This window comes from Nocardia sp. NPDC127526, assembly GCF_042672265.1.
Lineage (GTDB): Bacteria > Actinomycetota > Actinomycetes > Mycobacteriales > Mycobacteriaceae > Nocardia.
The window spans coordinates 15,291-37,744 of sequence record NZ_JBHXVO010000040.1 but is presented as its reverse complement, the minus strand read 5'-3'; the positions used below and the strand labels follow the sequence as shown (position 1 = coordinate 37,744).

17 protein-coding genes are annotated in these 22,454 nt (G+C 68.2%); 3 read left to right on the top strand and 14 right to left on the bottom strand.

From position 1 onward, the window contains the following. Window positions 1–34 precede the first annotated feature (34 nt). Both topA and ACFVIV_RS35875 read right to left on the bottom strand, forming a co-directional pair. Window positions 35–2,968, bottom strand: coding sequence for a type I DNA topoisomerase (gene topA, locus ACFVIV_RS35880; RefSeq protein WP_379204247.1), 2,934 nt, complete (start codon window positions 2,966–2,968; stop codon window positions 35–37). 237 nt (window positions 2,969–3,205) lie between these two features. Then, window positions 3,206–3,412, bottom strand: a complete 207-nt coding sequence (locus tag ACFVIV_RS35875; protein ID WP_019044597.1) for a cold-shock protein — start codon at window positions 3,410–3,412, stop codon at window positions 3,206–3,208. A 453-nt stretch (window positions 3,413–3,865) separates the two neighbouring features. On the opposite strand from ACFVIV_RS35875, the gene ACFVIV_RS35870 reads away from it, so the two are divergent. Next, a complete protein-coding gene (locus ACFVIV_RS35870; protein ID WP_379204293.1) occupies window positions 3,866–6,244 on the top strand; it encodes a DEAD/DEAH box helicase in 2,379 nt (792 codons plus the stop codon). Window positions 6,245–6,632: 388 nt separating this feature from the next. On the opposite strand, the gene ACFVIV_RS35865 is transcribed toward ACFVIV_RS35870, so the two are convergent. The 7 genes from ACFVIV_RS35865 to ssd form a co-directional block, all read right to left on the bottom strand. After that, window positions 6,633–7,016, bottom strand: a complete 384-nt coding sequence (locus ACFVIV_RS35865) for an Rv3654c family TadE-like protein (protein WP_379204245.1) — start codon at window positions 7,014–7,016, stop codon at window positions 6,633–6,635. 56 nt (window positions 7,017–7,072) lie between these two features. Beyond that, a complete protein-coding gene (locus tag ACFVIV_RS35860) occupies window positions 7,073–7,387 on the bottom strand; it encodes a TadE family type IV pilus minor pilin (RefSeq protein WP_379204243.1) in 315 nt (104 codons plus the stop codon). Between the two features lie 20 nt (window positions 7,388–7,407). Beyond that, window positions 7,408–7,611 carry a DUF4244 domain-containing protein gene (locus tag ACFVIV_RS35855; protein WP_379204291.1) on the bottom strand — a complete coding sequence of 68 codons (204 nt, stop codon included), beginning with the start codon at window positions 7,609–7,611 and terminating at the stop codon, window positions 7,408–7,410. Window positions 7,612–7,677: 66 nt separating this feature from the next. Then, entirely contained in the window at window positions 7,678–8,274 is a 597-nt protein-coding gene (locus ACFVIV_RS35850) for a type II secretion system F family protein (RefSeq protein ID WP_379204241.1), read from the bottom strand. Window positions 8,275–8,385: 111 nt separating this feature from the next. Further along, window positions 8,386–9,198, bottom strand: a complete 813-nt coding sequence (locus tag ACFVIV_RS35845) for a type II secretion system F family protein (RefSeq protein ID WP_379204239.1) — start codon at window positions 9,196–9,198, stop codon at window positions 8,386–8,388. A gap of 577 nt (window positions 9,199–9,775) precedes the next feature. After that, window positions 9,776–10,960, bottom strand: coding sequence for a TadA family conjugal transfer-associated ATPase (locus ACFVIV_RS35840; RefSeq protein ID WP_379204237.1), 1,185 nt, complete (start codon window positions 10,958–10,960; stop codon window positions 9,776–9,778). After that, window positions 10,957–12,069: a septum site-determining protein Ssd gene (gene ssd, locus ACFVIV_RS35835; protein WP_379204235.1), complete on the bottom strand. Its 1,113-nt coding sequence runs from the start codon at window positions 12,067–12,069 to the stop codon at window positions 10,957–10,959. Before ssd ends, ACFVIV_RS35840 begins: the two co-directional genes overlap by 4 nt. A 359-nt stretch (window positions 12,070–12,428) precedes the next feature. On the opposite strand from ssd, the gene ACFVIV_RS35830 reads away from it, so the two are divergent. Then, complete coding sequence (locus tag ACFVIV_RS35830) at window positions 12,429–13,229, top strand: HAD family hydrolase (protein WP_379204234.1); 801 nt, start codon at window positions 12,429–12,431, stop codon at window positions 13,227–13,229. Window positions 13,230–13,743: 514 nt separating this feature from the next. On the opposite strand, the gene ACFVIV_RS35825 is transcribed toward ACFVIV_RS35830, so the two are convergent. The 5 genes from ACFVIV_RS35825 to ACFVIV_RS35805 all read right to left on the bottom strand — a co-directional run bounded on the left by ACFVIV_RS35825 (window position 13,744) and on the right by ACFVIV_RS35805 (window position 19,967). After that, a complete protein-coding gene (locus ACFVIV_RS35825; RefSeq protein ID WP_379204232.1) occupies window positions 13,744–14,490 on the bottom strand; it encodes an oxidoreductase in 747 nt (248 codons plus the stop codon). Between the two features lie 202 nt (window positions 14,491–14,692). Next, entirely contained in the window at window positions 14,693–16,381 is a 1,689-nt protein-coding gene (locus ACFVIV_RS35820) for an ABC transporter ATP-binding protein (protein WP_379204230.1), read from the bottom strand. A 5-nt stretch (window positions 16,382–16,386) separates the two neighbouring features. Further along, a complete protein-coding gene (locus ACFVIV_RS35815) occupies window positions 16,387–17,376 on the bottom strand; it encodes an ABC transporter permease (RefSeq protein ID WP_379204228.1) in 990 nt (329 codons plus the stop codon). After that, window positions 17,369–18,295: an ABC transporter permease gene (locus ACFVIV_RS35810; protein WP_379204226.1), complete on the bottom strand. Its 927-nt coding sequence runs from the start codon at window positions 18,293–18,295 to the stop codon at window positions 17,369–17,371. The genes ACFVIV_RS35815 and ACFVIV_RS35810 overlap by 8 nt, the downstream gene beginning before the upstream one ends. 70 nt (window positions 18,296–18,365) lie before the next feature. Further along, window positions 18,366–19,967, bottom strand: coding sequence for an ABC transporter substrate-binding protein (locus ACFVIV_RS35805; RefSeq protein ID WP_379204224.1), 1,602 nt, complete (start codon window positions 19,965–19,967; stop codon window positions 18,366–18,368). A 373-nt stretch (window positions 19,968–20,340) separates the two neighbouring features. Here ACFVIV_RS35805 and acs point away from each other — a divergent pair, with 373 nt between their 5' ends. After that, entirely contained in the window at window positions 20,341–22,287 is a 1,947-nt protein-coding gene (acs, locus tag ACFVIV_RS35800; protein WP_379204222.1) for an acetate--CoA ligase, read from the top strand. Window positions 22,288–22,454: the final 167 nt, after the last annotated feature.

Sequence of the window (22,454 nt, the reverse complement as noted above, 5' to 3'; positions counted from 1 at the left end):
CTACGGCAGGACACCGACAGGAAATAGCCGTTGATCAGGACTGCGAGGCCGCTGTCTTCTTGGCGGCCGCAGCCTTCTTGGTGGTGACGCCATCGGCCGTCTTGGCCGCCGCCTTCTTCGCCGCGGCCTTCTTGACCACCTTGGTGGTGGTCTTGGCCGCGGCCTTCTTGGCGGCGGTTTTCTTCGCCGGCGCCTTCTTGGCGGCGGTCTTCTTGGCCGCCTTCTTCACCGGACCGCGGGCCCGCCGATCCGCCAGCAGCTCCGAGGCGCGCGCATCGGTGATGGACTCCACCTCATCGCCCTTGCGCAGGCTGGCATTGGTCTCGCCATCGGTGACATACGGCCCGAACCGGCCGTCCTTGATCACCATCGGCTTCTCCGACACCGGATCCACGCCCAGCTCGCGCAGCGGCGGCGCACTGGCCGCCTGCCCGCCGCGCCGCTTGGGCTCGGCGTAGATCTTGAGCGCCTCCTCCAGCGTGACCGTGAAGATCTGGTCCTCACTGGTCAGCGACCGCGAATCGGTGCCCTTCTTCAGATACGGCCCGTACCGGCCGTTCTGCGCGGTGATCTCGGCATTGGACTCCGGATCCACGCCCACCACGCGCGGCAGCGACAGCAGCTTGAGCGCGTCGTCGAGCGTAATGCTGTCCAGGCTCATGGATTTGAACAGCGAGCCGGTGCGCGGCTTGGACGCATCCGCCTTCTTCGCACCCTTCTTGGCCCCGTCCTCCTCCGGCGGCGCGGGCAGCACCTCGGTGACGTACGGGCCGAAACGCCCTTCCTTGGCGACGATTTCATTGCCGCTCTCGGGATCCACGCCCAGCGAGCGACCCTCCTGCGGCGTCGCGAACAGCTTCTCCGCGACCTCCGGGGTCAGCTCGTCCGGCGGCAGATCATCGGGCAGATTGGCGCGCTGCGAGACCGGATCCCCGTCCGGGTCATCGGGATTGATGACCATGCGCTCCAGATACGGCCCGAACTTGCCGACCCGCACCACCACATCGCGACCCTCGTCGTCGCTGAAAAGCTTGATGGAGTTGACTTCTCGCGCATCGATGCCGTCGAGCCGTTCGCCCACCATCCTTTTCAGGCCGCCCGAGCGCGCGACCGAGCCCTCGGCCCCGTGATCGCCGCCGAAATAGAAGGAGGACAACCAGTTTCCGCGCTGCTCGCGCCCGCCGGCAATGGCGTCCAGATCATCTTCCATGGCCGCGGTGAAGTCGAAGTCCACCAGCCGCCCGAAGTGCGCCTCCAGCAGCCCGACCACCGCGAACGCCACCCAGGACGGCACCAGCGCACTACCGCGCTTGTACACGTACCCGCGATCCAGAATCGTCTTGATGATCGAGGAGTAGGTCGACGGACGCCCGATGCCGAGCTCTTCCAGCGTCTTGATCAACGAAGCTTCGGTGAAGCGCGCCGGCGGATTGGTGGTGTGCCCGTCCGGCAGCAGCTCGACCGCGGTCACGCCCTGCCCCTCCGACAGCGCCGGCAGCCGCGATTCGGCGTCGTCGGACTGGCCGCCCGCCTCCTCGTCCACACTCTCGACATAGGCCTTCAGGAAGCCCGCGAAGGTGATGGTCCGGCCGGACGCCGAGAACACGCACTCCTCACCGGTATTCGCCACACCGGTGATCCGCACCGTCATGGTGGTGCCGCGCGCATCCGCCATCTGCGAGGCCACCGTGCGCTGCCAGATCAGCTCGTACAAACGGAATTCGTCATTGTCCAGGCGCGCGTGCAGCTGACCCGGCGTCTGGAAGGTGTCGCCCGAGGGACGGATCGCCTCGTGCGCCTCCTGCGCGTTCTTGACCTTGCGGGTGTACTGCCGCGGCGTCGGGCTCACATACTCCGCACCGTAGAGCTGGGTGGCCTGCGCCCGCGCCGCCGCGATGGCCGACTCCGACAGCGTGGTCGAGTCGGTACGCATATAGGTGATGTAGCCGTTCTCGTACAGCCGCTGCGCCACCCGCATGGTGCGCTCGGAGGTGAAGCGCAGCTTGCGCGCCGCCTCCTGCTGCAAGGTCGACGTCATGAACGGCGCGTACGGCTTCCGGGTGTACGGCTTGGACTCCACCGAGGAGACCGCCAGATCCACCCCGTGCAGCGATTCCGCCAGCCGCCGCGCGTACGCCTCGTCCAGCACGGTCACGCCCGCGGACTTCAGCTGCCCATCGGAACCGAAATCCCGGCCCTGCGCCACCCGCGACCCGTCGACGGTCACCAACCGCGCCCCGAAGACCCGCGGATTGCCCTCGCCCTGATCGCCGGCATCCAGCTTCGCCGCGATATCCCAGTACTCCGCGGACCGGAACGCCATGCGCTCCCGCTCGCGCTGCACGATCACGCGCGTCGCCACCGACTGCACCCGGCCCGCCGACAGCCGCGGCATGACCTTCTTCCACAGCACCGGCGACACTTCGTAGCCGTAGAGCCGGTCCAGAATGCGCCGCGTCTCCTGCGCGTCCACCAGATCCTGATCCAGCTCGCGGGTATCGGCGGCCGCGGCCCGGATGGCCGATTCGGTGATCTCGTGGAACACCATGCGCCGGACCGGCACCTTCGGCTTCAGCGTCTCCAGCAGATGCCAGGCGATGGCCTCGCCCTCGCGGTCGGGGTCGGTGGCGAGATAGAGCTCGTCGGCATCGGCGAGCAGGCTCTTGAGCTCGCTGACCTTCGCCTTCTTATCCGGGCTCACCACATAGATGGGCTCGAAATCATTGTCGACGTCGACGCCGAGCCGCGCCCACTGCTGTCCTTTGTATTTGGCCGGCACATCCGCCGCGCCGCGCGGCAGGTCCCGGATATGTCCGACAGACGCCTCGACCACATAACCGCGTCCCAAGTAGGGGGCGATCTTCTTGGCCTTGGTCGGCGACTCGACGATGACGAGACGACGCAGGGAACGGCCCTGGTCGGGCGCTGCCTGGGAGTTCGGCGCTGCACCGCGGTCTCGTGTTGCCACCGGCGAACACACCTTTCCTGTCGATCCGCGCGGCGCTGGTGTGCGCGCGAAACGCGGCTGGGGCATGCGGCTGCGACTAGATATCGCTGCCAGGAACGTTTATACCGTCTGCATTGGCCGCACTCGTGTTGCAGCGACGATATGGCCCCGGGTCGTGATCGAGTGTAATGGGTCCAGATATGGGTCGTCCCCCACCGCCGGAGGCGATGGGGGACGGAACCCTGTGGGTAGGCCCGCTCAGCTGAGCGCGCGAACACCGGTGGCCTGCGGGCCCTTGGTGCCCTGGCCGACCTCGAACTCGACCTTCTGGTTCTCCTCGAGGGTGCGGAAGCCCGTCCCCTGGATCTCGGAGTAGTGGACGAAGACGTCAGCGGAGCCGTCCTCGGGCGCGATGAAGCCGAACCCCTTCTCCGCGTTGAACCACTTCACAGTTCCCTGTGCCATTCTGTTCCTTCTCTTTCCATACCGGAACGGCGGACAAGTAGGTTCGTCCACCGGGTCCGTTCCGAGCGCTGTACTCTGTTCCCCCTGCAGGAAAGCCTCTAGTACACCGTTCGCAACATCGATCCTGCTGATGGTTTGGACTTTGGATCCGTTCCCTCGAACACAGAAGCTTGCGACCAGGAACCAGTGAACCATGTCTTCGCGCAATTCAACAGCTGAGTTACCCACAATTTGCAAAAAAGTTGATCTTGCGAATGCGCAGGTGAGGGGCATAATGCCCAAATCCGTACTTGAAGTTGGTTTGCTTCCAGATAACAGAGCGAGCATCTGGCAAACCGGGTGTGAGCCAGGCCGCTACTCTGTAGTGAAATGGCAGGTAGAGGACAGGACATACACACGTTTCGCACCCCCGGCGCGTGTCGCGGCGCCGCACCGATGAAAGCAGCCGACTCCATGAGCCGCGTGGGCGCGGAAAGCCCCCACTCCTACGGTAGATCGTTGCTGAATCGTGTCCTAACCGGGGCGGATGGCGGTGACCCCCGCCTCACCCATGTCACGGAGCTACCGCCACGTGCTGCTCAGGTCACGAAATGGCCCGAATGGATATCCCCGGACGTGATAGCTGCGGTGCACGCCACCGGGGTGGAGGCGCCCTGGATTCATCAGAGCCGCGCCGCCGACCTGGCCTTTTCCGGGCAGCACGTGGTGATCTCGACCGGCACCGCCTCCGGGAAATCGCTCGCCTATCAACTGCCCGTGCTCACCGCATTGCAGGCGGATCCGCGGGCCACCGCGCTGTATCTTTCGCCGACCAAGGCGCTCGGGGCCGATCAATTGCGCGTGGCAACCGAGCTGACCGGGGCGGATGCGCTGCGCAGCATTCATCCGGCCCCTTATGACGGCGATACGCCCGCCGAGATCAGGCAATGGGTGCGATCGAACGCGCGGTGGGTTTTCACCAATCCGGACATGCTGCATCTGGGCATGTTGCGCGGTCACGAACGGTGGGGACGGCTGCTGCGGCAATTGAAATACGTCGTGGTCGATGAATGCCATACCTACCGCGGGGTTTTCGGATCGCATGTGGCGCTGGTGCTGCGCCGGCTCCGGCGAATCGCCGCGCGGTACGGGGCGGATCCGGTATTCGTGCTGTGCTCGGCGACCACCGCCGAACCCGCCGACACGGCCTCCCGGCTCATCGGCGCGCCGTGTACCGCGGTCACCGAGGACGGCTCGCCGCAGGGGTCGCGGACCGTGGCGCTCTGGGAGCCGCCGCTCATCGGCGCGGGCCTGACCGGGGAGAACGGTGCGCCACTGCGCCGGACCGCCGGGGCCGAGGCGGCCCAGGTCATGGCCGAACTGGTGGCGGAGGGGGCGCGCACGCTCACCTTCGTGCGGTCCCGGCGCGGCGCCGAACTCATTGCCATGGACACGCGGCGCATGCTGGCCGATGTCGACCCGGCGCTGCCCGAGCGGGTGGCGGCCTACCGGGCCGGATACCTCGCCGAGGACCGGCGCGCGCTGGAAAACGCACTGTCGGAGGGGTCTTTGCTGGGCGCGGCGACCACCAATGCGCTCGAGCTCGGCGTGGACATCGCCGGGCTGGATGCCGTCGTGGTGGTGGGCTATCCGGGGACGGTGGCCTCCTTCTGGCAGCAGGCCGGACGGGCCGGACGGCGCACCCAGGGGTCGTTGGTGCTGCTCATCGCCCGTGACGACCCGCTGGACACCTACCTGGTGCATCATCCGGAGGCGCTGCTCGGGCGGCCGCTGGAAGCCACCATCACCGATCCGCACAACCCGTACGTGCTCGGCCCGCACCTGTTGTGCGCGGCCATGGAACAGCCGCTCACCGATGCCGAAGTGCTCGAATTCCGGGCCTGGGAACTGCTGTCCGACCTGGCGAGACAGGGTGTGATCCGGCGGCGGGCCGGCGCCGCGCGCGATGGATCGGCGCGCTGGTTCGTCACCGCGGACGCGCATCCGCACGATGCGGTGGACGTGCGCGGCGGTATCGGCAGCGCCATTGCGGTGGTCGACGCGGAGACCGGGCGCATGCTGGGCACCACCGACGCCGGGCGCGCCCCGGCCACCCTGCATCCGGGGGCGGTGCACCTGCACCAGGGCGAGAGCTACGTGGTCGACGAGCTGGACCTGGAGGAAGGCGTGGCGCTGGTGCACGCCGAGACGCCGGGCTGGACCACCAGCGCACGGGCGCTCACCTCCATCGAGATCGAGGCCACCACCGCCGAGCGCGAGCACGGCTCGGTCACAACGGCTTTGGCGAACGTGCTGGTCACACGGCAGGTCGTGGGGTATCTGCGGCGGCTGCCCAGCGGCGAGGTGCTCGATATGGTGCCCCTCGACATGCCGGAGCAGACGCTGCCCACCCGGGCCGTGCTCTACACCGTCACGCCGGAGTTGTTGGCGCGCGCGGGCATCGACGCACGGCAGGCGGCCGGGGCGCTGCATGCCGCCGAACACGCGGCCATCGGCCTGTTGCCGCTGGTCGCGACGTGCGATCGCTGGGATATCGGCGGCGTGTCGACGGCCGAGCACCCGGATACCGGGCTGCCCACCGTCTTCGTCTACGACGGGCATCCGGGTGGGGCCGGCTTCGCCGAACGCGGGTTCGCGCGGCTGCGGCACTGGCTGGCGGCCACCCGCGCGGCCATCGAATCCTGCGCCTGCGCGGTCGGCTGTCCGTCCTGCGTGCAGTCCCCGAAGTGCGGAAACGGCAATAATCCGCTGGACAAGGCGGGTGCGGCCCGCCTGCTGCGGGCGGTGCTGGCCGAGCTCGGCAATGGTGACGGCGGTCACACCGAACCGTGATCGCGCCGTCGCCGGAGCGAGGCCGAAGCTCTATCCGACCGGGCGGTCGGAGCTCGGCAGCTGAACGGTATCGGAGGTGGCCTCGAGAGGCCCGTCGCGAGTCCTGCAGGGCGTAGCGCATACCCGAATAAAAAGGGATGTGATCCTGTTAACTGGATGGTTGCTCCGTTCGATAATGTCGATTACGCATTTACCTGCGAATTCATTCGAATGCGACTTCCGGAACGAATTGGAAAGTGATCGGTACCCAATCCTTTCGGCCGGGACTTTCATCCAATTCAGGTATCGATCGACCGTTGATGTGGCCCGCGCCATCCAATTTCTAACCAACCGCTCGGTACGAGATAGTGGCTGTCATTGCCATTACGCCAACTACTACTCTCCTCTACTACTCCGCATCGTCGATCGGTCCGGCCCGAGCCATCGCGCGCACCACTCGAGTGCCGAGCGGACCGAGCGCCATTCGCGCCTCGACGGTGACCGTCACATCCCAGTCCGCCACCACACACCCGGTCACCCGCAGTGCCATTCGAGCGGCGATCTCCTCGGCCCGCGCACAGCCCGCCGCCGTGCCGCCGGACAGGTGGTGAGCCGCGGCCAATGCCGCGAGATCCGCCGCAGCCTGCGCCCGGTGACGCCCCGCCATCGCCACTCCGACCTGCGCCGCCGGCAGCGTCACCGCCAGCACCGCGAGAACGGCCAGGCATGCGGCCACCGTCACACCCCCGGCATCGCCCCCATCGCGCCGGGCCGCGGTCCGATGCCGGCTCATCGGCCCACACCGATTCGCCGATCCGCCTCCGGCACTCATCGCCGCACCGCGAGTTCTCATCGCTCCGCCTCGGGTTCCCGGGCAGCCACGGCCTCGGCGCGCAGGGTCAGCGGTAGCAGCGGCGAGCGGACGCTCACCACCGCCACCACCAGGTCTCCGTCGGCGCGCACCGCGATCTCTGCCCGCGGCGGGGCTACCCGCCGGGCCGTGGACACGGCTCTCGTGTCATCGCCCCGGGCGGCCAGCCGCGCCGCCTCCCGGGCGGCGTCGACACAACGCGCCTGCGCGACCGCCGCCAAGAGCGCACCCGCACAGAGCACGAGCGCCGCGACCAGTGCCGCCAGTGCGAGCGCGGCCTCGACGGTCGCCATGCCGCGCTCGTCCCGGCCGCTCACCCGACCTGGGTCTTCAAGGCCTTGTCGATGATCTTGGTCAAGGCATTCACAATGCTGTCGCCGGTGACCACCGCGTACAGCACGGCCCCGAAGGCCGCCGCGGCAATCGTCCCGATCGCGTACTCCGCCGTACTCATCCCGTCCTCGCCCACCGCCGCGGTCAGCAGCCGCCGCCGCAGTCCCCAGCCGAGGTTCCGCACCGTCGATCCCACGAGACTCCCCTTCCTCGAATCCGATGCGGCGGTTCCGCACCGGCACAGTCGTATTCACAGCAATCCCCCGCCCAGCACCCGCCCGGCCAAGCCGATCACCACCGGCACGATCCCCAGGCATACGAAAGCGGGCAGAAAGCACAAACCAAGCGGTCCCCCGATCAACACACCGGCCCGCTCCGCCCGCGCGGCCGCCGCATCCTCCACCGCACCCCGCCGCCGCTCCGCCAATTCCGCCACCGCCCCGGCCAATCCGGCCCCCGACCGAGCCGACCGCCGCGCCATCCGCACCAGTGCCCCCACCCCCTCATCCGCACACCCGGCCCCCGCCTGCTCCCACGCCGTGACCGGATCCGCTCCCAGCGCAAGCAGATCCGCCGCCCGCCGCAATACCGTCCGCAACGGCTCCGGCGCACCCGCGGCCACCGCACCCGCCGCGGCCGACGCCGGCAACCCCGCCCGCAGACAAGCCGCGAACAGATCGAACGTCCCCGCCGCACCGAGCGGATCGACGATCTCCCCGCCGATCCGAACCCTCGCACCGCCGGTGGGCGCCGCAAGCAACCGCAACCGCCGCCGACCGGCCACGCGCCCCGGCCAGAGCAGCAGCGCCAGCGCGACCAACGCCACGGCCGCCGAGAATCCACTCACCGCCGCTCCTTCCGAACCGCTTCCGCACACCGGCCTTATCGCCCCGGCACAGCCGACTCGCCACATGACTCGCCCAGCGACCTGAACATGGCTCCTCGCGGGACCTTCTGGTCATCGCAGGACCTTTTCGGTGATCGCGTCGGTCCACAGCAGACCCGTGCAGGCCAGGGCCACACCCAAGGGCAGGAGCCATGTGCCCACCGAAGAGGCGAACAGCACATGCAGCGGAGCCGCGCCCATCAGCTGCCCCAGTCCGATGCCGAGCACTGGGAGCACGGCCAGAACCGCAGCCGTGGCCCGAGCACCGGCCAGCCCGGCTTGCGTGCGGTCGCGAAATCGCCGACGTCCCACCAGGTCCACCCGAGCCGCCGACAGCAGTTCCGCCAGCGCCAGACCGTGCCGTTCGGCCACCAGCCAAGCGTCCGCGATTCGTGACAGCTCCTGCGAGACAACCGTTCCCGGCCTGCGCAGCCCCTCGGCCCCGGACCCGCCGAGCCGACTGCGCGCGGCGCTCGCTGCGAAGGCGCAAGCCACCTCACCACCCGTCTCCCGCGCGGCGGTCGCGGCCGCGGCACTCGGATGCGCACCGACCCGCAATTCTCCGATTACCGCCTCCAACCCGTCCAGTAGTCGCGAGATCTCCGCCGACCGGCGCCGCTCGAGCGTCCGCCGCCGCCACCGCAGTCCAGCCGTCCCCGCAACGAGCGTCGCCGCGATCAGCGGGCCGATACCGACCAGCAGGAGGACGAGCGGTAAGACCACCGCACCCGACCGAATCGACCAGTACGTCCAAGGCTTTCGCCTACGCCGAGCCGGCCCGAACACCCGCGCGAAACGCCGCCGGGCGGCCGGGTCCGGCGCCACCAACAGGGCAAGAGCCAGACAGCCGAGAATCGATTCCGAATGCCCCAGCGCCGATGTCATTGCCCCCGACCCGCCTCGGGGGCACGCGCGTCGATCTCACGATCCGCCTCACCCCCGCACACCGGCGCCCAGCACGCACTCGGCCCCTCCCCCTGCGCCGACCCGGCCGCTCGACGAGTCCGGCACCTCTCGAGTTCACCTGCCGCACAGGGCACATGACGAACAGGCAATTCAGTGCAGCCGGGGCGAGACTTGCTTTCCCGGTCGTGCCGGCTCCCGAAACCGGCTGGCGTGCTGGACGCTTGGCGGACAGGGGGACCAGACGGCCTGGCTTTGTCGGTCGGTTTGGCCAGGGAGACCCGGGAGTTGGGGTGAAATTCGGTTTTGTGCGGATGTGATTGCAGTTGTATGAACATAGGGTGACTTACGTCACTTGACGAATCTGGTGTCTGGTTGGCGGAATTTGTCGGTTCGAGGGCGGGACCTGCGCAGATGTTTCGCCAACCGGGGCGGGGTGATGAGGGGTTGGGGCGACGCCAGCCGAAGAGGCTGGTGCAGGGCTGAGCGGAAGGGCGGCAGGCGGCTTCGGGTGGGCAGCAGGGGATCTGATGTGGGTCGTCCGGGCAGAGTGGGGGCTTCATCGGGTTGTCCTTTCGTCGAGGAGAGCGGCGAGGAGGCCGGATGCGGGGGCCGGGCGGCCGTCGGCGGTCCAGGCGGGGGTGATGCGGACTTCGGTGGCGGCGCGGGTCACCAGGCCGATTTCGCGGAGGGTGCGGACGCCGTCGGGGTGGCGGTGGACGTGGAGGACTATCTGAATGGCCGCGGCTAGTTGGCTGTGCAGGGCTGTGCGGCTCATTCCGCCCAGGGACGCAAGGGCTTCCAGGCGGGCGGGAACCTCTCGAGGCGAGTTCGCGTGTACGGTTCCGGCCCCGCCGTCGTGGCCCGTGTTCAGGGCCGTCAGCAGGTCGACCACTTCGGCGCCGCGCACCTCCCCCACCACAATGCGGTCGGGGCGCATGCGGAGGGCTTGGCGGACGAGATCCCGGACCGTTACCGCGCCGGCGCCTTCGACGTTCGCGGGGCGGGCGACCAGCCGCACCACATGGGGATGGGGCGGAGCGAGCTCGGCGGCGTCCTCGACGCAGATAACGCGTTCGGCCGCATCGACTTTGGCGAGAAGTCCGGACAACAGGGTTGTTTTGCCCGCACCGGTGCCGCCCACCACCAGGAAGGCCAGGCGGGCGCGGATTATGCGCTCCAGCAATACTTTCGCTTCGGCCGTGACCGCACCTGCGGCGGCCAGTGCATCCAAGCCCTGGGAGGCGGGGCGCAGGACGCGCAGGGACAGGCAGGTGCCGCCGTGTGCGATGGGCGCGAGGATTGCGTGCAGGCGGACGCCGAACGAATTGCCCAGGGCTGCTTCGGTTCCGGAGAGGCGGCCGTCGACCCAGGGTTGGGCGTCGTCGAGGCGACGGCCCGCGGACAGGGCCAGGCGCTGCGCCAGGCGGCGGACCGCGGCCTCGTCGGGGAAGCGCACCGAGGTGCGGCGCAGGCCGTGACCGCGGTCCACCCAGACCGCGTCGGGAGCCGTCACGAGGACGTCGGCGACCTCCGGATCGTGCAGTAGCGGCTCCAGTACACCGGCGCCGGTCATCTCGGTCTGCAACAAGCGCAGCGCGCGCAGCAGATCGGTATCGCCCAGTACGCCACCGGCTTCGGCGCGGATGGCCGCGGCCACCTGCGCGGGCTCCGGATCCTGCGCACCGTCGGCCAGCCGTTCCCGCACCCGCTCCAGGAGCTCGGCCGTCACCAGGCCGCTCATCGCCGTACCGCCGCGGCGGATACCCGTGTGCGCGGCTCGTCGGCCGAGCTCAGTGCGGTGAGTACGGCTTCCGCGGCGAGGCGGAGCGGGCCGCGGCGGCGGACGGTGAGGCCGGTGTGCTCCAGGCGTTCGGACAGGCGCGGCTGGGGCGGGACCGAGGCGAGCAGCGGGAGCCCCAGCACCCGAGCCACCTCGTCACCGCGCAGGCCGCCGGGAGCCGGGCCGCGAACGATCAAGTGCACATTGGGATTTCGAGCGACCGTGTGCGCCGCAACGGATTCGGCGGCCGCCACCGCACGGAAGCGGGCGGGGACCACCAGGATGACGGCATCCGCCGCATCCAGGATTCGATCGGCGTGCGGGCCGCGTTCGCCGGACAGATCGCAGACCACGAGATCCCCGGCGGATCGACCCGCCTCGACCACGGCGCGCACCGCGGCGGGCGCGAGTTCCATTGCGCGGGCGCCTCTTCCGCAGGAGAGCAGGGATACCCCGCCGGATGCGGGCAGCGCCTCGTGCAGGGCGGCCGCGGCGACCCGCCCGTCCTCGATGACGAGGTCGGGCCAGCGCAGGCCCGGCGTGTTCTCCATCCCCAGCAGCAGATCGAGCCCGCCGCCGAACGGGGCGGCATCCACCAGCAGGGTGCGTTCGCGGAAATGCCCGGCGGCCGTGAGAGCTACGGCCGAGGCCAGCGTGGAAGCGCCCGAGCGGCCGCAGGCGCCGGCCACCGCGACCACCGCGCCGTCACCGCGTCCGCGCTGGTCACAGGCGGCGAACGCGGCTATCAGGGCATCGGCCGCGGTGGGCAGGGCGAGCACCTGCTCGGCGCCCGCGGCGGTGGCCGCCTGCCAGTCGAGCAAACCCGGTTCACCCGCGGTCACCAGGAGAATTCCGGCACGGCGCGGGTGATCGGCATTCGCACAGGCCAGGGCCGCGGGGGTGTCCAGGATGACCGCGGCGGCGGTGGTCCAGGCATGCCGGCCCGGGGGTGGGACGCCTTCATCGAGGGGACGGTCGGCCGCCGCCGCGATACGGCGCACCTCATCACGCAACCGGGGATCGGAGAGCAGGGCGAGGGCCCGGGCCGGGCCGGTGGCATCGGAGTTCATACAGGTCAGCCTCGCCCTCCGACCGGACCGGCAACAGCGGCTCCGCGGCGAGTGTGGACAACACGCGACCTGTGGATAAAAAAGCGGGGAGTGGAGTGTGCCGGAACTGTCCGGAAATAGAGGACGGCCCCAGCCGGGGGGGGAGGAGGCTGGGGCCGTCGGGTTCAGCCCCGGGGGGTCGGGCTGAACGCGCCTGGACCATGTCCAGGTATCTGCGATACTACACCCAAGCCCTGGCACGTTTGCAAGTCCGCCGGGCGAGTCTTTTTCCCGCCGACCCGACCCGGTTTCCGGCTGGCTAACTCGGGCAATTGCCCCATGACACACCTCCCCGGCCGGCGAAACATATTCTGGAGCCCATGACGGCCGAACGCGGACGAGTCGCCGCCTTCTTCGATCTCGACAAGACGGTGATCGCGAGGTCCAGCGCCTTCGTGTTCAGCAAGCCGCTGATGGACCAGGGCCTGCTGAGCCGGCGCGCGGTGCTCGAAAGCAGTTACGCGCACTTCCTGTTCCTGCTCTCCGGCGCCGATCACGACCAGATGGATCGCATGCGCGAACACCTCACCAAGATGTGCGCGGGCTGGGATGTGGACCAGGTGCGCTCGGTGGTGAACGAGACGCTGCACGACATCGTGGACCCGCTCATCTACGCCGAAGCCGCGGATCTCATTGCGGACCACCGGATTCGGGGCCACGACGTGGTCATCGTGTCGGCTTCGGGCGAGGAGGTGGTGGCGCCGATCGCGGCCGCGCTGGGCGCCGATCACTTCGCCGCCACCCGCATGGTCATCGAAAACAACAAGTACGCAGGCGAAGTCGAGTTCTACTGCTACGGCGAGGGCAAGGTCGAGGCGATCCAGAAGCTCGCCGCGCGCGAGGGATACGAGCTCGCGCGCTGCTACGCGTACTCGGACTCGGTCACCGATCTGCCCATGCTGAGCGCGGTCGGGCATCCGACGGTGGTGAATCCGGACCGGGCGCTGCGCCGGGAGGCGGTCGCGCGCGGGTGGCCGATACTCGCCTTCTCCAACCCGGTGTCGCTGTGGGCGCGGTTGCCGCAGCCCTCGACCACGACGGTCGCGGCGAGCGTGGCGGTGGGGTTGGGGGCGGTGGCGGCGGGGGCGTTGAGCTATCGCCTGCTACGCCGCAAGCGGTGATGCACCGCCGCTCTCACCGGCGAAACGCGCGGATGCAAAATCACGCGAACACGCCGGATATTTGAAAGTTTCCCCAGCTCTTGATGTGGGGGCGGTCACAGAGTAACAATGGATTCACGGAAGGACGGAAGGCCAAGATCGGATCGGAAGAGAAGATCCCATCTCCCGACCCACCCTTCCCAGCACGGACACCAGGCACCCACGCGGAGCACGCCGCGACAAGGGCATGAGTGTTGTGGGCCTGCGTTATCCGCGGATTCGACGGCAAGGGCCTCGCGTAGATCGCGGGGATGAACCGGCGGAACGTGGAGAGCTCGCCGAGGCCGTAGACACAACCCGAAAAGCACGCTTGGTAACCGGGTAGTCCGTGCTAGCGGGCGGTGAGGTCGCATTACGCGACAACGCCGCCCGCTTTGATGAGTACAACTCTCGTAACTCTCAGGGGCTTCGCCCCCGAACCCCCAACGACCCCCTTGGGGGCTCCGCCCCCAAACCCCCGTTCGTCCAGGGGTATTTACCCGGCCGCTGCGTCGGCGATGGATTTGGCTTCGCGGGCGCCGTCTTCCAGGGCGCCGCAGGTGAAGATCACCCAGCCGCCCACGCCTTCCGGGGTGCCCATGCCGAAGGCGGCGGCGGCGTCGAGGTAGGGCTGGCGGCGGCGGAGCCAGAAGACTTCGGGGACGCCGAGGCTGTGGGGGTCGAGGCCGCTGGATACGGAGACCAGGCGGGAGGCGGCTCGGGCGACTATGCCGTCGGCGGTGCCGAAGGGGCGGAGGGCGAGGAGTTCGCCGTGGACTATGGCGGCGATTACGGGGGCGGGGGCCTTTGTCGCGACCACGGTTTGGGCCAGGAGGTCCAGGCGTTCGGCTACGCCGGGGACATTGCGGGGGCGGCCCAGTTGTTGTTCGTCGTCGACGAGGTCGGCGGCGGCGAGGAGGTGGAGGCGGGCGAGGGCCTGGAGGGGGGCGCGCTGCCAGACGGTGACGAGGTTGGTGAGGGCCTCGCCGTCGAGGGCCTGGCCGACGCGGAGGGCGCCGGCGAGGATGGGGTCTTCGACCACGCCGTCGGCGGGGATGTCGATGGTGCCGCCCTCGATGGCCGCGGAGGAGCGGGCCGCGCGGACGGCGGCCTCGGCGGCGGTGGTCGGCCAGCCGCGGCGGTTCGTCTTGTGCCGGTGCACTTCGGCGAGGGCGTCGCGGGCCTTGGCGGCGGCTTCGCGGACGCCGGGCAGGTCGACGAGGGGCTGTAGCGGGTCGGTCACGAAATAGGAGGCTACCGAGCCAGGGGGTGGGGACAGCCGCCGACCGCCATACGGTGCGGTTGCCACCCGCCACACGAGCCGACCACCGGCCCACCGCACGAGCGAGCCGACCACCGGCCCATCGTACGAGCCGACCACCGCACGAGCCGACCACCGCCCGCCGCGCGCGGTGTGAGAGGACCGGCGCGGCGGGCGGCGATCCTCAGGAGGCGAGCAGGTCGCGGCCGGGGATGGCGTCGAGCAGTTTGCGGGTGTAGTCCTGCTGGGGGTTGTCGAAGACCTCGGTGGTGGCGGCGGCTTCGACTACTTTGCCCTGTTGCATGACCACGACGTTGTCGGCGATCTGGCGGACCACGGCCAGGTCGTGGGTGATGAACAGGTAGGACAGGCCCAACTCGGCTTGCAGCTCGTTGAGCAGGGTGAGGATCTGGGCCTGCACCAGCACGTCGAGGGCGGAGACCGCCTCGTCGCACACCACCACCTCGGGCTGCAGGGCCAGGGCCCGCGCGATGGCGACGCGCTGGCGCTGACCGCCGGACAGCTCGTTGGGGTAGCGGCGCATGACCGAGGCGGGCAGCGACACCTTGTCCAGCAGATCCCGGACGGTGGCCTCGCGTTCCTTGGTGGTGCCGATGCCGTGGGTGCGCAGCGGTTCCTCGATGGTGCGGTAGATCGAGTACATGGGATCCAGGGAGCCGTAGGGATCCTGGAACACCGGTTGCACTCGTCGCCGGAAGGCCAAGGCGGCCTTGCCTTTCAGCTTCGCCACCTCTTGGCCGTCGAAGTTCACCCGGCCGGAGGTCGGCTCCAGCAGGCCCAGCACCATTTGCGCCACAGTCGATTTGCCGGAGCCGGATTCGCCGACGATGGCGGTGGTGGTGCCGCGCCGCACCCGGAAGGACACGTCGTCCACGGCCTTGAGCGGGGTGGACTTCCACGGGGTGCTGCCGCGCACCTGGAACACCCGGGTGAGCTTGTCGGCGATCACCACATCGTCGGGCGTCTCGGTGAATCCGGTATCGGTCTCGGCGAGCTGCCCGGCCATGCGCTCGGCCTGTTCGCGCACCTCGGCGCGCTTGCGGACCGAGGACAGCCGCTGGGAGGCCAGCGAAGGCGCGGAGTTCACCAGCTTCTTGGTGTACAGATGCTGCGGGTCGCGCAGAATCTGCAGTGCCGGACCGGATTCCACGACCTTGCCGCGGTACATCACCACCAGGTGCTCGGCGCGTTCGGCCGCCAGGCCCAGATCGTGGGTGATGAGCAGGACGGCGGTGCCGAGTTCGTTGGTGAGCTCATCCAGGTGGTCGAGGATCTGCCGTTGCACGGTGACGTCGAGCGCCGAGGTGGGCTCGTCGGCAATGAGCAGTTTCGGCCGGCAGGACAGGCCCATGGCGATGAGCGCGCGCTGGCGCATACCGCCGGAGAACTCGTGCGGATACTGGTTGACCCGCCGCGCCGCATCGGACATGCCCGCCTCTTCGAGCAGTTCGATGGTGCGCTTCCTGGCGGCGTGCCCCTTGGCAATCCCATTGGCCTCCAAGGTTTCCTGAATCTGGAACCCGACCTTCCACACCGGGTTCAGATTCGACATGGGGTCCTGTGGCACGAACCCGATGCCGCGCCCGCGCACCGAGACGATCTCGTGCTGGGATGCCTTGGCCAGATCCTTGCCGTCGAAGCAGATGGATCCGGAGGTGATCTTGCCGGTACCGGGCAGCAGGTCGACGACGGCGTGGGCCGTGGTCGATTTCCCGGAGCCGGATTCGCCGACGATGGCCACGGTCTGGCCGGGGTACACCGTCAGATCCACGCCGCGCACCGCCGGGGTCTGTTTGCCCTCGGAGGTGAAACACACGTTGAGATCACGGACTTCGAGCAGTGGCTTATCCATGGCCGTCACCTCTTCCTGGCCTTGGGATCCAGGGCGTCGCGCATGGCGTCGCCCAGCATGATGAAGCTGAGCACGGTCAGCGCCAATGCCGTTGCGGGATAGAACAGGATGGCGGAGGTGCGAATCTCCTTCTGGTTGGCGGCGATATCCGCGCCCCAGGACACGACATCGCGGGACAGGCCGACGCCGAGGTAGGACAGCGTGGCCTCGGTGACGATGAAGACCCCGAGCGAGATGGTGCTGACCACGATCAGCGGGCTGGCCGCGTTGGGCAGCACGTGGCGCACCAGGGTCCGGAACCGCGAGACTCCCAATGCCTTTGCCGCCGTGACATATTCGCTGTTCTTGGCTTGAATCACCGCACCGCGCGCAATGCGCTGGGCCTGCGGCCAGCTGAACGAGGCGAGGATGATCATGACCGTCCAGACGGTGCGGGTCTCCAGCACCGTCATGAGCGCGATGGCGATAAGCATGAGCGGCAGCGCGTAGACGATCTCGGCGAGCCTGGACAGCAGGGAGTCCAGCAGCCCGCCGAAGTAGCCGGCGATGGCTCCCAGCGTGCCGCCGATCAGCACGAACAGGATGGTCGCGCCGACACCGCAGATCACCGAGGCCCGGGCGCCGTAGATGGTGCGGGCATAGATGTCACAGCCCTGTTTGTCGTACCCGAACGGGTGCCCGCCGCCGGGTGGATCCATGCTGAAATCACCGCTGCAGAACCGCGGATCCTGACCGGTGAACAGGCTCGGCCAGGCGACGACCAGCAGCACCAGCGCGATCAGCAGTGCGGCGGCGATGAAGATCGGATTGCGCCGCAACTGTTTCCAGGCTTCGCCCCACACGCTGGTGGGCGGGGCGGTTTCGTCCAGCCGGTCGGTGGCCAGCACCTCCACTTCGTCCGGTGGCGCGACGAAGTGCTCCTGCCCCGGCCGCAGTTCCCGATCCTGGTCGCGGTCCGGACTCTTCGTGACGGATATCGCCGTTGGTTCAGGCATAGCGGATCCTCGGGTCGAGTGCGGCGTACAGCAGGTCGACGATGACGTTCGAGATCAGCAGGATCACGATGATCACCGTCACGAAGGCCACCACCGTGGGCGGTTCGCCGCGGGTGATCGCCTGGTACAGCGTCCCGCCGACGCCGGGGATGTTGAAGATGCCCTCGGTGACGACCGCGCCGCCCATGAGGTAGCCGAGGTCGGCGCCGACGAAGGTGACCACCGGGATCATCGAGTTGCGCAGGATGTGCACCACGATGACGCGCCGCCGGCTCAGTCCCTTGGCGGTGGCGGTGCGGACGTAGTCCGCACTCATGTTCTCCGCCACCGAATTCCGGGTCAGCCGCAGCACATAGGCGAACGACAGCGAGCCGAGTACGAAGGCGGGCACCAGCAGGTCGGCGTAGTCGGCATTGCCGCCGACCGTCACCGGTGCGATCCCCCACTTGACGCCCAGCAGGAACTGGGCGAGGAAGCCGACCACGAAGATGGGGACGGCAATGATGACCAGGCTGACCACCAGCAGGGTCGAGTCGAACCACTTGCCCTTGCGCAGTCCGGCGATGAGGCCGAAGCCCACGCCGAACACCGTCTCGATGACGACGGCCATGAGGGCCAGTTTGATGGTGATCGGGAAGGCCCGCGCCAGCTCGTCGCGCACCGGGCGACCGGAGAACGATGTACCGAAATCGAGGGTCACAATGCCCTTCAGGTACTCCCAATACTGAATGAAGAAGGGCTGATCCAGGTGATACCGAGCCCGCAGGGCGGCCTCGACCGCCGGGGTCATCTGCCGTTCACCGGCCAGCGCCTGGATGGGATCGCCGGGCAGGAAGAACACCAGGGTGTAGAGCAGCAGCGTCGCTCCGAGAAATACCGGAATCATCTGGAGCAGCCGCCGAATGACGTACCAAACCATATTTCACTCCGATGCCAGGCGGGGGCCGTGCCGCACACGAAAAGTGTGTGGGCACGACCCCCGCGAGCGGCTATTTCTCGATGTTCTCGAAATCGAACAGGCCGGACCAGGTGACCTCGGCCTTCACTTTGTCCGAGCGCCCGGCCGCGACGTTGTAGTCGAAGATCGGGATATCGGCCATGTCCTTGAACAGCACCTGCTGGGCCTGGGCGACCAGGTCGTAGGCGGCGTCGGTGGTCGGCGCGGCCTGCGCCGCGGCGAGCAGCCGGTCGAATTCCGGGCTGGAGTAGTGCGTGTTGTTGGTGCCCGAACCGGTCAGGTACAGCGCGGTCAGGAATTCGAACATGGACGGGTAGTCACCCTGCCAGCCGTACCGGAACGCCTTGCCGATGGTGTTGTTGCTGATCTCGTCGCGAATGTTCTTGAAGGTCGGGTAGGGCACGCCGACGGCCTCGATGCCGAGGGTGTTCTTCACGCTGTTGGCGACCGCTTCGATCCAGCCCTGGTGACCGCCGTCGGAGTTGTAGGCGATCTCGTACTTGCCCGACCACGGCGAAATGGCATTGGCTTGCGCCCACAGCTTCTTCGCCTCGTCCGGATTGAACTTCAGCACCTCGGAACCGGGCAGGTTCTCCCGGAATCCGTCGAGGGTGAAGGCGGTGAAGTCCTGGGCGGGTACACGGGTGCCCTGGAAGATGTTCTGCGCGATCTGTTCCCGGTTGATGGCCATGGAGATGGCCTTGCGCCGCAGCACGCCCTCCTCGCCCGCGAAGTGCGGGGTGGTGGGCTGGACGCCGATGTGCTGGCTGTAGGCGATCGGCTTGGTGATGGCGCGGTCGCCGAGGTCCTGCTTGTAGGAGGTCAGCGCGGTCTCGGGGATGACGTCGAGGGCGTCGAGGTTGCCGGCCAGCAGATCCGCGTAAGCGGTGTCGTAGGACTGGTACATCACGAACCGCAGGCCCTTGTTCTTGGCCGGGCGGCCACCCTTGTAATCCGGGTTGGGCACCAGCTCGATCTGCACGTTGTGCTGCCAGGCGTCGGGTCCGGCAAACTTGTAGGGACCGTTGCCGATCGGGTTGTTGCCGTAGGCGTCCATGTCCTTGTAGGCCGACTCCGGCAGCGGGTAGAACGGCGCGAAGCCCAGCTGCAGCTCGAAGTCGATGGAGGGCGACTTCAGGTCGACGGTGAAGGTCTTGTCGTCGACGACCTTCAGGCCCGACATGGTCTTCGCGGTCGGCGGATCGGCCGAGACCTCGTCATAGCCGGCGATCGAGGCGAAGGCCCAGTTCTGCTTCTGGCCGTTGGTGCCGAGGGCGCCGTAGTTCCAGGCGTCGACGAACGACTTGGCGGTGACCGGGGTGCCGTCGGTGAACTTCCAGTCCGGCTTCAGGGTGATCTTGTAGTGCTGCCGGTCGGTGGTCTCGATGGACTGCGCGACCTCGTTGTAGGCCTTGCCGTCTGCGTCGTAGTACTTCAGACCCGCCCACAACCGGTCGACCACGCGACCGCCCATATTCTCGTTCACATTGGTCGGCACCAGCGGATTCTGGGGCTCGCCGGCATTCACCGTGACGAAGTCGGAACCACCTCCGCTATCCGAGGAGCAGGCCGTCAATGTGAGGCTCGTGGCCAGGGCTGCCGCGGCCAGGGCGGCAATCATCTTTGCTCTCAACGCATTCTCCCGATTTCAGGAAGGACGGACCCGTCGGTGCGCACGGGGGTCCGCCAGTCCGCACCGAAAGGTCGTCTTAGGTGAATCGGACAGTAGCCATCCAGCCAGCGGTTCGCAGCAGATCGCGTCGGGTTTGTTCAGCTTGTTAGCAAGACAGCAACACGCGCGACCCAAAACGCGGTGCTTGGGTGACACTCTGCACACTTCGCGCAACGTTCACGATTCGATCATGAACGACCGATCAGGCTCGGTGCGTGAACCCCCGGATCCACCTGCCGGGACCCGAGCGCGGCACAGGTCACAGTCCGTTAGGGTCGAAACGTGGCCGCGGTCACCACCCCGGCCGAAGCGCATGCGAAAGAAGAGACGAGAGATGACCGAAACCGCCGATCACCTGGATGCCTATCCACCGAGCGCTGAGTTCGCCGCCTCCGCCAATGCCGATGCGTCTCTCTACGATCGGGCCGCCGCGGATCGGAATGCGTTCTGGGCCGAACAGGCCGGACGGCTGCACTGGCACCGGCCCTTCACCGAGGTGCTGGACTGGTCCGAAGCCCCCGTGGCGCGCTGGTTCGGCGACGGCAAGCTCAATGTGGCCTACAACTGCGTCGACCGCCACGTCCTCGACGGGCACGGCGATCAGGTGGCCATCCACTGGGAGGGCGAGCCGGGCGACTCCCGCGCCATCACCTACCGCGATCTGCTGGCCGAGGTGTCCAAGGCCGCCAACTACCTGACCGAGTTGGGCCTGAACGCGGGCGACCGCGTCGCCATCTACATGCCGATGGTCCCCGAGGCCATCGTGTCCATGCTCGCCTGCGCGCGGCTGGGCCTGACGCACTCCGTGGTCTTCGCCGGCTTCTCCCCCAGCGCCCTGCGCCAGCGGGTGGACGATGCCGAGGCCCGGCTGGTCATCACCACCGACGGCCAGTGGCGGCGCGGCAAGCCCGCCCCGCTCAAGGCCGCGGTCGACGAAGCCCTTGCCGCGGACGGTGATTCGACCGTCGAACACGTGCTCGTGGTGCGCCGCACCGATATCGACACCCCGATGACCGAGGGCCGCGACCTGTGGTGGCACGACACCGTGGCCAATGCCTCCGATCAGCATGAGGCGCAGGCGTTCGACGCCGAGCACCCGCTGTTCATCCTCTACACCTCCGGCACCACCGGGAAGCCGAAGGGCATCCTGCACACCACCGGCGGCTACCTGACCCAGGCCGCCTACACCCATCACTACGTCTTCGATCACAAGCCGGGGCAGGACGTGTACTGGTGCACCGCCGATATCGGCTGGGTCACCGGGCACTCCTACATCGTGTACGGCCCGCTCGCCAACCGCGCCACCGAAGTGGTCTACGAGGGCACCCCGAATTTCCCCGACGAGCACCGGCACTGGCAGATCGTCGAAAAGTACGGCGTCAGCATCTATTACACCGCCCCGACGCTGGTGCGCACGTTCATGAAGTGGGGCAAGGAGATTCCCGCCGCCCACGACCTGTCCTCGCTGCGGCTGCTGGGTTCGGTGGGCGAGCCGATCAACCCGGAGGCCTGGCGCTGGTACCGGGATGTGGTGGGCGGCAACAAGACCCCCATCGTGGACACCTGGTGGCAGACCGAGACCGGCGCCATCATGATCTCCCCGCTGCCCGGCGTCACCGCCGCCAAGCCCGGCGCGGCCATGACCCCGCTGCCCGGCATCTCGGCGAAGGTGGTGGACGAGGAGGGCAAGCCGGTCGAGCTCGGCGAGACCGAGGCCAATGGCTACCTGGTGCTCGATCAGCCGTGGCCGTCCATGCTGCGCGGCATCTGGGGCGATCCGGACCGCTACAAGTCCACCTACTGGGAGCGCTACGGCGAGCAGGGCTGGTACTTCGCCGGTGACGGCGCGAAGCTCGACCAGGACGGGGACCTGTGGGTGCTCGGCCGCGTCGACGACGTCATGAACGTGTCGGGTCACCGCATTTCCACCGCCGAGGTGGAGTCGGCGCTGGTCGGCCACTCCGGGGTGGCCGAGGCCGCCGTGGTCGGCGCCTCCGACGACACCACCGGTCAGGGCATCGTGGCCTTCGTGATCCTGACCGCCGAGGCCAAGGACACCGGCGCGGACCTGATCAACGAGCTCAAGGCCGAGGTCTCCCGGGAGATCAGCCCGATCGCCCGGCCGCGCGAGATCCACGTGGTGCCGGAGCTGCCCAAGACCCGCTCGGGCAAGATCATGCGCCGCCTGCTGCGCGATGTGGCCGAGGGCCGCGAACTCGGCGACACCTCCACGCTGGTGGATCCGAACGTCTTCGAGGCCATCCGGGCCAGCAAGGCGTAATTCGGCACATCCGTCCGAAACCCCCTCCCGACCGGGTCGTGAGGGGGTTTTCGCATGTCCGCGGTCGGGGCGAACCGGACACCCCGTTAAGATTGCGTAGGAATACAAAAGGTGTGCCGGGAAGTCTGGTCGGCATGCGGTAGTGCATCGGCCGGAAGCTCGGTGGA

Bases quoted from the DNA above. Each gene is read 5' to 3' on its own strand.
- ssd (WP_379204235.1), bottom strand. From the start codon at position 12,069: ATGAACTCCGATGCCACCGGCCCGGCCCGGGCCCTCGCCCTGCTCTCC.
- acs (WP_379204222.1), top strand. From the start codon at position 20,341: ATGACCGAAACCGCCGATCACCTGGATGCCTATCCACCGAGCGCTGAG.
- ACFVIV_RS35840 (WP_379204237.1), bottom strand. From the start codon at position 10,960: ATGAGCGGCCTGGTGACGGCCGAGCTCCTGGAGCGGGTGCGGGAACGG.
- ACFVIV_RS35810 (WP_379204226.1), bottom strand. From the start codon at position 18,295: ATGGTTTGGTACGTCATTCGGCGGCTGCTCCAGATGATTCCGGTATTT.
- ACFVIV_RS35820 (WP_379204230.1), bottom strand. From the start codon at position 16,381: ATGGATAAGCCACTGCTCGAAGTCCGTGATCTCAACGTGTGTTTCACC.
- ACFVIV_RS35860 (WP_379204243.1), bottom strand. From the start codon at position 7,387: ATGGCGACCGTCGAGGCCGCGCTCGCACTGGCGGCACTGGTCGCGGCG.
- ACFVIV_RS35845 (WP_379204239.1), bottom strand. From the start codon at position 9,198: ATGACATCGGCGCTGGGGCATTCGGAATCGATTCTCGGCTGTCTGGCT.
- ACFVIV_RS35815 (WP_379204228.1), bottom strand. From the start codon at position 17,376: ATGCCTGAACCAACGGCGATATCCGTCACGAAGAGTCCGGACCGCGAC.
- ACFVIV_RS35875 (WP_019044597.1), bottom strand. From the start codon at position 3,412: ATGGCACAGGGAACTGTGAAGTGGTTCAACGCGGAGAAGGGGTTCGGC.
- ACFVIV_RS35865 (WP_379204245.1), bottom strand. From the start codon at position 7,016: ATGAGCCGGCATCGGACCGCGGCCCGGCGCGATGGGGGCGATGCCGGG.
- ACFVIV_RS35870 (WP_379204293.1), top strand. From the start codon at position 3,866: ATGAGCCGCGTGGGCGCGGAAAGCCCCCACTCCTACGGTAGATCGTTG.
- ACFVIV_RS35830 (WP_379204234.1), top strand. From the start codon at position 12,429: ATGACGGCCGAACGCGGACGAGTCGCCGCCTTCTTCGATCTCGACAAG.